The organism is Catenulispora pinistramenti, from assembly GCF_018274385.1.
In the GTDB taxonomy this organism is placed as follows: domain Bacteria; phylum Actinomycetota; class Actinomycetes; order Streptomycetales; family Catenulisporaceae; genus Catenulispora; species Catenulispora pinistramenti.
Genome location: NZ_JAAFYZ010000001.1, coordinates 158,411 through 168,280 on the forward strand (window position 1 = coordinate 158,411; position 9,870 = coordinate 168,280).

1 protein-coding gene is annotated in these 9,870 nt (G+C 73.9%); it reads right to left on the reverse strand.

Annotation, left to right across the window (positions count from 1 at the left end):
- Positions 1–12: 12 nt before the first annotated feature.
- On the reverse strand, positions 13–9,864 hold the full coding sequence (locus KGQ19_RS00165) for a type I polyketide synthase (RefSeq protein ID WP_438801856.1): 9,852 nt from the start codon (positions 9,862–9,864) through the stop codon (positions 13–15).
- Positions 9,865–9,870: the final 6 nt, after the last annotated feature.

Below are 9,870 nucleotides of genomic sequence, written 5' to 3' on the forward strand. Positions count from 1 at the left end.
CCAGCTGTGGACTCAGGATCTCCCGAGCTCGTTGTGGATGAAGTCGAAGATCTCGTCGTCGGTCGCGTCCGCGATCCGCCGGCCGGCCGTTTCCCCGGCCGTCCGGCCGGCCTCGTCCTCGCGGCTCCAGGCCGCCAGGACGATGCGCAGCCGTTCGGCGACCAGGGACCGGGTGGCCGGATCCGGGTCCGCCCCGGCCAGTGCCGCCTCCAGCCGGTCGATCTCGTCCAGCACCGGAGCCGGCGCGTCCGCGTCGGCGAATCCCTCGGCCCTGATGTACTCGGCCAGGGCCGCCGGGGTCGGGTAGTCGAATACGAGCGTGGCCGGCAGCCGCAGACCGGTCCCGGCGTTGAGCCGGTTCCGCAGCTCGACCGCGATCAGCGAGTCGAAGCCGAGGTCCCGGAACGGGCGGTCGGCCGCCAGGCCGTCCGCGGACGGGAAGCCCAGCACCGCGGCGGCCTCGGACCGGACCAGGTTGGTCAGGATCCGGTCCTGCTCCGGACGCGGCAGCCCGGCCAGCCGGGCGGCCAGGCCGTCGGCGGCGTCCCGGTCGGCGACGGCGTCCCCGCCGTCCTCGGCCAGCGCCTGCCGGACCTCGGGGAGATCGGAGATCAGCGGGCTGGGACGCCACACCGTGAAGGTCGGCGCGAACCGGCTCCAGTCCACGTCCGCGACGGTCAGCGTGTCCTCGGCGCCGTCCAGCGCCTGGCCCAGGGCCTGCACCGCCAGCCGCGGGTCCATGAACCGCAGCCCGCGCTTCAGGACCTGCTCACCGGCCTCGCCGGCGCTCATCCCGCCGCCGCCCCACAGGCCCCAGGCCACGGAGGTCGCGGCCAGGCCGCGGGCCCGCCGGTGCTCGGCCAGCGCGTCCAGGTAGGCGTTGGCGGCGGCGTAGCCGGGCTGCCAGCCGCTGCCCCAGGTCGCCGAGGCGGAGGAGAACATGACGAAGGCGTCCAGGTCCTCACCCGCCGTGGCGGCGTCGAGGTGGGCGGCGCCGGCGGCCTTCGCGGCCAGCACCTCCGCCAGTTCCGCCGAGGTCGTGGCCTCCACCGCGGTGGACTGCGCGGCCCCGGCGGCGTGCAGGACGGCGGTCAGCCGCGGGCCGCTGCGGCCGATCCAGGAGACCAGTTCGGTGGCCGCGTTCCGGTCGGCGAGGTCCCCGGCCACCACCGTGGCCGTGGTCCCGGCGGCGGCCAGCTCGGCGGCCAGCCGGGCCACGCCGTCCGCGCCGGGGCCGGAGCGGCTGGCCAGCACCGTGCGCTGGGCGGCCCGCTCGGTGACCCAGCGGGCCAGGTGCCCGCCGACCGCGCCGGTGCCGCCGGTGATCAGGACACTGCCGCGCGGGGACCAGGCCCGGCCCCGCTCCCGCGGCCGGCCGGCGCGCACCAGGCGGCGGGCCCGGAGACCGGCGGCGCGCAGCGCCACCTGGTCCTCACCGCACCCGGCCAGCACCGCGCACAGCCGGGCCGCCGACCGCTCGTCCACCTCGGTGGCCGAGGGCAGGTCGACCAGACCGCCCCAGCGGTCCGGGTGTTCCAGCGCGACGGCCCGCCCCAGACCCCAGACCTGTGCTTGAACCGGGCTGGCCGGAGCCTCGCCGGGCGCGGCGGCGACCGCTCCGGCGGTCAGCACCCACAGCGGGGCGCCGAGCTCGGCGTCGCCGAGGGCCTGGACCAGGGTCTGGGTGTTCGCCAGGCCGTTCGTGACGGTCGAGTCCGCGACCAGCGGGGTCTCGTCGAGCGCGAGCAGGGACAGGATGCCGGCGAACGGCGCGTCCTGGTCCCGGGACGCGGCGGCCAGCCGCTCGGCGAGCGCCGCGCGGTCGGCCGCGCCGGAGCCGACGGCGAGCGTGACGGTCTTGGCGCCGCGGGCGCTGAGCGCTTCGCCGAGCACGGCGGCCGGATCGGCGCCTTCGCTCGGTCGCAGCACCAGCCAGACTCCCGACAGCTGCACTGTTTTGGGTTCCGGCACCGGGACCCAGGACACCCGGTACCGCCAGGCGTCGGTGGCCGACCGGTCCCGTTCCCGGCGCCGCCACGAGGCCAGCGCCGGGAGCACGTCCCCGAGGCCGTCCCGGGCTTCCAGGGCCAGGGTGTCGGCGAAAGTATCGAGGTCTCCGCCCTCGATCGCGGCCCAGAACTCGGCCTCGGCGGCGGTTCCGGTGGCGGTGTCGGAGCCGGCCGTACCGAAACGGACCGAGGGCAGGAAGACAGAGGCGCCTTCAGGCCAGTAGTGCTCGTGCTGGAAGGCGTAGGTGGGCAGGTCCACCCGCTCGGCGGCGCCGATGACCGCGGGCCAGGCGAGGTCGACACCGCGCACCCAGGCCTCGGCGAAGGAGAGCAGCAGACGCTCCGGGCTGCCGTTGTCGCGGCGCAGCGAACCGGAGACTACGGGGGCTGCGACCCCCTGGTCTTCCAGGGTCTCGGTCACCGCTGCGGTCAGCACCGGATGCGGCGACATCTCCAGGAAGACGCTGTGCCCGGAGTCGGCCAGGGCACGGACGGCGCGGTCGAACTCGACCGTGGCCCGCAGGCTGTCGAACCAGTAACCGGCGTCGAGCTCAGGGCCCTGAAGCCACTCCCCCGACACCGCCGAGACCATCGGAATCGTCAGCTGGCCAGGGGTGACCGGAGCGAGCGCAGCGGTGATCTCCTCGCGCAGCTGCTCGACTTGGGCGCTGTGCGAGGCGTAGTCGACAGGGATGCGGCGCGCGCGGACCTCATCGGCCTCGCAGGCCGCCAGCAGCTCCGTCAGCGCGTCGGGCTCACCGGAGACGACTGTGGCCGAAGGACCATTCACCACCGCGATCGACAGGCGGTCGCCGAACCCTGCGATACGAGCCCGCACCGCATCGACCGGCTCAGCCACGGAGACCATCCCGCCAGCACCGGCCAACACCCGCAGCGCACGGCTGCGAAGCGCCACAACCCGCGCGCCGTCGTCCAAAGACAGCGCACCGGCAACTGTCGCGGCAGCGATCTCACCCTGCGAGTGACCAACGACCGCATCCGGAACCACACCGGCGGCCTGCCACACCGCAGCCAGCGAAACCATCACCGCCCACAAGGCCGGCTGCACCACATCCACGGCTTCCAGGGCCGCGCTGTCAGCGAGGACATCGTCCAGGGACCAGTCCACAAACGGCGCCAACGCACGACCGCACTCGGCGAGGCGTTCAGCGAACACCGGAGATGCGGCAGCGAGTTCGCGGCCCATACCGGCCCACTGCGCACCCTGGCCGGGGAACACGAACACCGATCGGCCGGTCGCCGACGCCGAACCGGTCACCACTGAACCAGCAGCCTGACTCGTCGCCACCGCGGCCAAGCCGGCGGCCAGCTCCTGCCGGCCCTGCGCGACCACCACCGCCCGCTGTTCGAACGCCGAGCGCGTAGCGGCCAAGGACCACGCCACGTCCCGCACATCCAGGTCAGGCCGCGCCACGGTCGACGCGCGCAACCGCTCGGCCTGCGAGCACAGCGCCGCATCGGAGCGGCCCGACACGATCCACGGCACCACACCACCGACCACCGAACCGGCCCCGGCGACCAGGCCAACCGCGCCCGCCGAATCAGGCCCGGCAGCCAGACCAGCCGCACTCACCGAGTCAGCCCCGGCAGCCGGACCAGCCGCACCGACCGGGTCAGCCACACCATCCGCCGAACCCTCGGCGACCGGCGGCTCCTCCAGGATCACGTGCGCATTGGTGCCGCTGATCCCGAACGAGGACACCCCCGCCCGCCGCGGACGTCCCGACACCGGCCACGACACCGACTCACTCAGCAGCCTGACATTCCCCGCGTCCCAGTCGATGTGCGGCGAGGGGTCCTGCGCGTAGCGCGACCGCGGCAGCTCCTCGTGCCGCAGCGCCTGCACCATCTTGATGATCCCGGCCACCCCGGCCGCGGCCTGGGTGTGGCCGATGTTCGACTTCACCGAGCCCAGCCACAACGGCTGGTCCGCGGGCCGGTCCTGGCCGTAGACCGCCATCAGCGCCCCGGCCTCGATCGGGTCGCCGAGTTCGGTACCAGTACCGTGCGCCTCGACCACGTCCACCTCGGACGGCTTCAGACCCGAAGCAGCCAGCGCGGCCCGGATCACCCGCTGCTGCGAGGGACCGTTCGGCGCGGTCAGACCGTTGGAGCTGCCGTCCTGGTTGATCGCGCTGCCGCGGATCACGGCCAGGACCGGGTGCCCGTTGCGGCGCGCGTCGGACAGCCGCTCCACGGCCACCATGCCGACGCCTTCGGCCATGCCCATGCCGTCGGCCGCCGCCGAGAACGCCTTGCTGCGGCCGTCCGGCGCCAGGCCCCGCTGCCGGGAGAAGGACACGAACTCGCCGGGGGTGGCCATGACCGTGATCCCGCCGACCAGCGCGAGGGAGCATTCCCCGTTACGCAGCGCCTGGCTCGCCAGATGCAGGCAGACCAGCGAGGACGAGCAGGCGGTGTCCACGGTCACGGCCGGGCCTTCCAGGCCCAGGACGTAGGACAGTCGGCCGGACAGCACGCTGGTCGCGTTGCCGGTCGACAGGTGACCCTCCAGCTCGCTCAGCCCGCCCTGGAGCGCGAGCTGGATGCCGTAGCCGGAGGAGTATCCGCCCACGAAGACACCGGTCTTGGACCCGCGCAGCGACCTCGGGTCCAGGCCCGCGCGCTCCAACGTCTCCCAGGACGTCTCCAGCAACAGCCGCTGCTGCGGGTCCATCGCCAGCGCCTCACGCGGGCTGATCCCGAAGAACGCGGCGTCGAAGTCACCGGCGTCGTGCAGGAAGCCGCCGGCCCGCGCGTAGGTGGTGCCCTCGCGGTCCGGGTCCGGGTCGTAGAGGTCGTCGGCGTTCCAGCCGCGGTCGACCGGCAGCGCGGAGATGCCGTCGCCACCGGAGGCGACCAGCTGCCACAGGTCTTCGGGGCTGCGGATCTCGCCGGGGTAGCGGCAGCTCATCGCGACGACGGCGATCGGGTCGTCGTCGATCGGGGCCGGCAGGGCCGTGCCGCCGGCCGGGGCGTCCGCCGGTTCCTGCTCGGCGCCGACCAGTTCGCCGCGCAGATAGGCGGCGAGCGCGGCGGGCGTCGGGTAGTCGAACAGCAGGGTCGCGGACAGCCGCAGACCGGTCAGGGCGCTGAGCCGCTGCCGGGTCTCCAGCGTGGTGAGCGAGTCCAGGCCCAGGTCGCTGAACGCCCGGCCGGCGTCGACCGCGTCGGCGCGGGTGTGGCCCAGGACCGCCGCGGTCTCGGCGCAGATCAGCTCGGTCAGGGTCCGGTCCTGGTCGGCCCGGGACAGCCCGGCGAGCCGGCCGGCCAGTTCGCCCTCTGCCAAGCCCGCGCCGGCCGGCCCGGCGGCGGCCGCCGCGGCGGCGCGTTCGGCGATCTCGGGCAGGTCGCGGACCACGGACAGCTGGGCCGCGCCGGGCGCGGCCACGAACTGGTCCCAGTCGATGTCCATGACGGCCAGGACCGGATCGGTGCCGGCCAAAGCCGCGTCGAGGGCCTTGACCGCGAGCGCGGCGTCCATCTCCGGGAGCAGACCGCGCCGCATCCGCTGGCGCACGGCGTCGTTCGCCCCGGCGACACCGCCGCCGTCCCACGGGCCCCAGGCCACGGACAGCGCGGGCAGCCCGCGGGCCGCCCGGTGTTCGGCGAGCGCGTCGAGGTAGGCGTTGGCAGCCGCGTAGTTGCCCTGGCCCGCGCCGCCGAAGACCGCGGCCGAGGAGGAGAAGAGGACGAAGTCCTCAAGGTCCTGATCCGCGGTCAGCTCGTGCAGATGCGCCGCCCCGGCCGCCTTCGCGGACAGCACCGAGGCCAGGCGCGCGGCGTCCAGACCGGCCAGCAGGCCGTCGTCCAGGATGCCGGCGGTGTGCAGCACCGTGGACAGGGCCGGGCCGTCCGCGGCGATCCGGCCGAGCACCCCGGCCAGGGCGTCGCGCCGAGCGGCGTCGCAAGCGAAGACGTCGATGGTCGAGCCCTGATCCGCCAACCGGGCCGCCAATCCCGCCACGCCTGCGGCCGTCGGACCGGAGCGGGCGGTCAACACCAGCCGGGCGGCGCCCCGCTCGGCCAGCAGGCCAGCGACATGTCCGGCAAGCGCGCCGGTACCGCCGGTGATCAGGACGCTGCCGCGCGGCGACCACGGCCGCGCGGACCGGTCGGTCCGGTCGGTCCGGTCGGTCCGGGGCTGCGGCGCGTGGACCAGTCGGCGGGCCAGGATCCCGGTGCCGCGGATCGCGACCTGGTCCTCATCACCGGCGGCCAGCACCGCGCACAGCCGGGTCAGGGTCCGGTCATCCGGGAGCGCGGGCCCGGCGGGCAGATCGACCAGGCCGCCCCAGCGGTCCGGGTGCTCGATCGCCACCGCCCGGCCCAGGCCCCAGACCTGGGCCTGCACCGGGTTGGCCAACGCCTCGCCGGCCCCGGTCGCGCCCCGGGTCACCGGCCACAGCGGAGCCTCGACGCCGATATCGCCGAGCGCCTGCACCAGAGTCAGCGTTCCGGCCAGACCACCGGCGACCTCGGGCTGATCGGCCAGCGGCGCCTCGTCCAACGCCAGCAGCGACACCACCCCGGACACCGGCACCCCGGCCTCGGTGCGGGCCAGGCCGATCCGTTCGGCCAGGGTTTCCCGGTCGACGCCGCCTTCGATGACAACCGCCTGCGCGCCCCGACCGGTCAGCGCCGTGGCCACTGCTTCGGCCAGCGGACCGTCACCGGGCGCGGCGACCACCAACCAGGCCCCGGACAGCGCGGCCGGATCCGGGTCCGCGATCGGGGACCAGATCAGCCGGTAGCGCCAGCCGCCGGTCACCGACCGTTCCCGCGCTCCTCGCCGCCAGGCGGCCAGCGCCGGGACGATCTCGTGGAACGGCCGGGCGCCGTCCACGGCCAGGGTGTCGGCCAGGGTCCGGACATCGCCGTTCTCGACCGCGTCCCAGAACTCGTCGTCGGCGCCTCCGGCCGATCCGACGACGCCATCGACGCCGCCCACCGAACCGCTGGGCCAGTACCGCTGACGCTGGAAGGCGTAGGTGGGCAGATCAACGGTCTGCCCCGTCCCCAATACCTTGGCCCAGTCCACCGGGACGCCTCGGGCGAAGGCCCGTCCCATCACCGACAGGATCTGGACCGCACCGCTGAAGTCCTGGTGCGTGGTACCGGACACCACCGGGACCACCGCGATACCGGTCTCCTCGAAGACATCCGCGACCGAAGCCTCCAGCGTCGGATGCGGAGACACCTCGATGAAGGTGTAGAAGCCCTCGTTCGCCAGATCACGGATCGCGTCAGCGAACCGGACCGTGTTGCGCACGTTGGCGAACCAATAGCCGGCATCCAGCTCGTTGCCCGGGACCCACCGGGACAGGGCCGTGGAGAAGAACGGCACCCGACTCTCACCCGGCACCACATCCGCCAGGTCTGTAGCCAGCGCCGATTCCAGCGTCTGCACCCCGGCCGAATGCGCCACGAAGTCCGTCTGCGGAACGCGCCAGCGCATCATCCGCTGTGCGGCAAGCTCCGCCTCGAACTCGGTGACCGCCTCCGGCTCACCCGACACCACCGTCGCCGCCGGACCGTTCACCGCCGCCACCGAAAGCCGCTCACCCCACGGCTCCATCAGGGCACGAATACGTTCCTCACCCATCACCACCGACACCATCGCCCCAGCGGTGTTCAGGCCGGACAAGGCCCGAGACCGCACCACCACCACCCGAGCCGCATCAGCAAGCGACAACGCGCCGGCCACTGTCGCCGCCGCGATCTCACCCTGCGAGTGGCCGACCACCGCATCCGGGGTGACGCCAGCCGCCTCCCAGATCGCGGCCAGCGACACCATCACCGCCCACAACACCGGCTGCACAACCTCAGCCGCATCCAACGACGGCGCGCCATCGGCCCCGTTCACCACATCCAAAAGCGACCACGACACCAACGGCGCCAAAGCAGCCGCACACTCCGCCATCCGCGCCGCGAACGCCGGGCAGGACACCAACAACTCCCGACCCATACCAACCCACTGCGCACCCTGACCCGGGAACACAAACACCGTCTTCCCGACATCACCGGCGACACCCGACAACACCGACGGCATGGCGACACCGTCCGCGAGAGCTGACACCCCGGCCGGCAGCGCTTCGGGCTCGACGCCGAGGATCACGGCCCGGTGCTCGAACAGCGACCGGGTCGTGGCCAGTGACCACGCCACGTCGGCCGGGTCCAGGTCGGGCCGCGCGGCCAGGGCCTCGCGCAGCCGGCCGGCCTGGGCCTGGAGCGCCGCCTGTGAGCGGGCGGACAGGACCCACGGCGTCACGCCGGTCACCAGCGGCTCGGCCGGAGCTTCGAGCGCCGGGGCTTCGGGCGCGGAGGCAACCAGGGCTTCAGGCTCCGAGGCAACGAAGGCCTCGGACTCCGCGTCCGCCGAGAGCTCCGCCTGGCCTGCCGGGTCCGCCTCGGACTCCGGGCTGAGCGCTTCCTGCTCCGCCGACGGCTCTTCCAGGATCAGATGCGCGTTCGTCCCGCTCATCCCGAACGAGGACACCCCGGCCCGGCGCAGGCGGTCGGCCGCCGGCCAGGCGACCGGCTCGCTCAGCAGCCTGACATTCCCGGCCGTCCAGTCCACGTGCGGCGACGGCTCCTCGGCGTGCAGGGTCCGCGGCAGCACGCCGTTGCGCAGCGCCAGCACCATCTTGATCACCCCGGCGACCCCGGCCGCCGACTGGGTGTGCCCGATGTTGGACTTCACCGACCCCAGCCACAGCGGCCGGTCCTCGGGGCGGTTGCGGCCATACGTCGCCAGCAGCGCCCGCGCCTCGATCGGGTCGCCCAGCGCGGTACCGGAGCCGTGGGCCTCCACGACGTCCACGTCATCGCCCGACAGCCCGGCGGCGGCCAGCGCCGCGAGGATCACCTGCTGCTGGGCCGGACCGCTCGGGGCGGTCAGGCCGTTTGAGGTGCCGTCCTGGTTGATCGCGCTGCCGCGGATCACCGCGAGCACCTCGTGCCCGTTGCGGCGCGCGTCGGACAGCCGCTCCAAGAGCACCATCCCCGCGCCCTCGCCCATGCCCATGCCGTCGGCCGCCGCGCCGAACGCCTTGCTGCGGCCGTCGGCGGCCAGGCCGCGCTGCCGGCTGGCCCAGACGAACACCGCCGGCGTGGACATCACGGTCGTGCCGCCGGCCAGCGCCAGCGCGGACTCGCCGGAGCGCAGCGACTGGCAGGCCAGGTGCAGCGCCACCAGCGCCGAGGAACACGCGGTGTCCACGGTCACCGCCGGGCCCTGCAGCCCGAGGAAGTACGACAGCCGGCCGGACATGATGCTGCCGGCGGTCCCGGTCGACAGGTGGCCCTCCACCTCGTCGGGCAGTCCCGGAAGGGACGAGCCGAAGCCGTAGCCGGACAGCGAACCGCCGATGAAGACCCCGGTCTTGCTGCCGTGCAGCGAGGTCGGGGCGATCCCGGCGCGCTCCAGCGTCTCCCAGGACACCTCCAGCAGCAGCCGCTGTTGCGGGTCCATGGCCAGCGCCTCGCGCGGGCTGATCCCGAAGAAGCCGGGGTCGAAGTCCGTCGCCTCGTGGACGAACCCCGCCGAGCGCGTGTACGAGGAGCCCACCCGGTCCGGGTCGGGGTCGTACAGGTCCGCGTCCCAGCCGCGGTCGGCCGGGAAGTCGCCGATCGCGTCCACGCCGCCGGCGACCAGGTCCCACAGGTCCTGCGGGCCGCGCACGCCGCCGGGGAACCGGCAGCCCATCGCCACGATGGCGATCGGCTCACCGGCTGCCGCCTGCGCTTCGGCGAGTCTTTGGCGGGTCTCGTGAAGGTTCGCCGTGACCCGCTTCAGGAAGTAACGAAGCTTGTCTTCGTTCACTGCTGCCACCTCAAT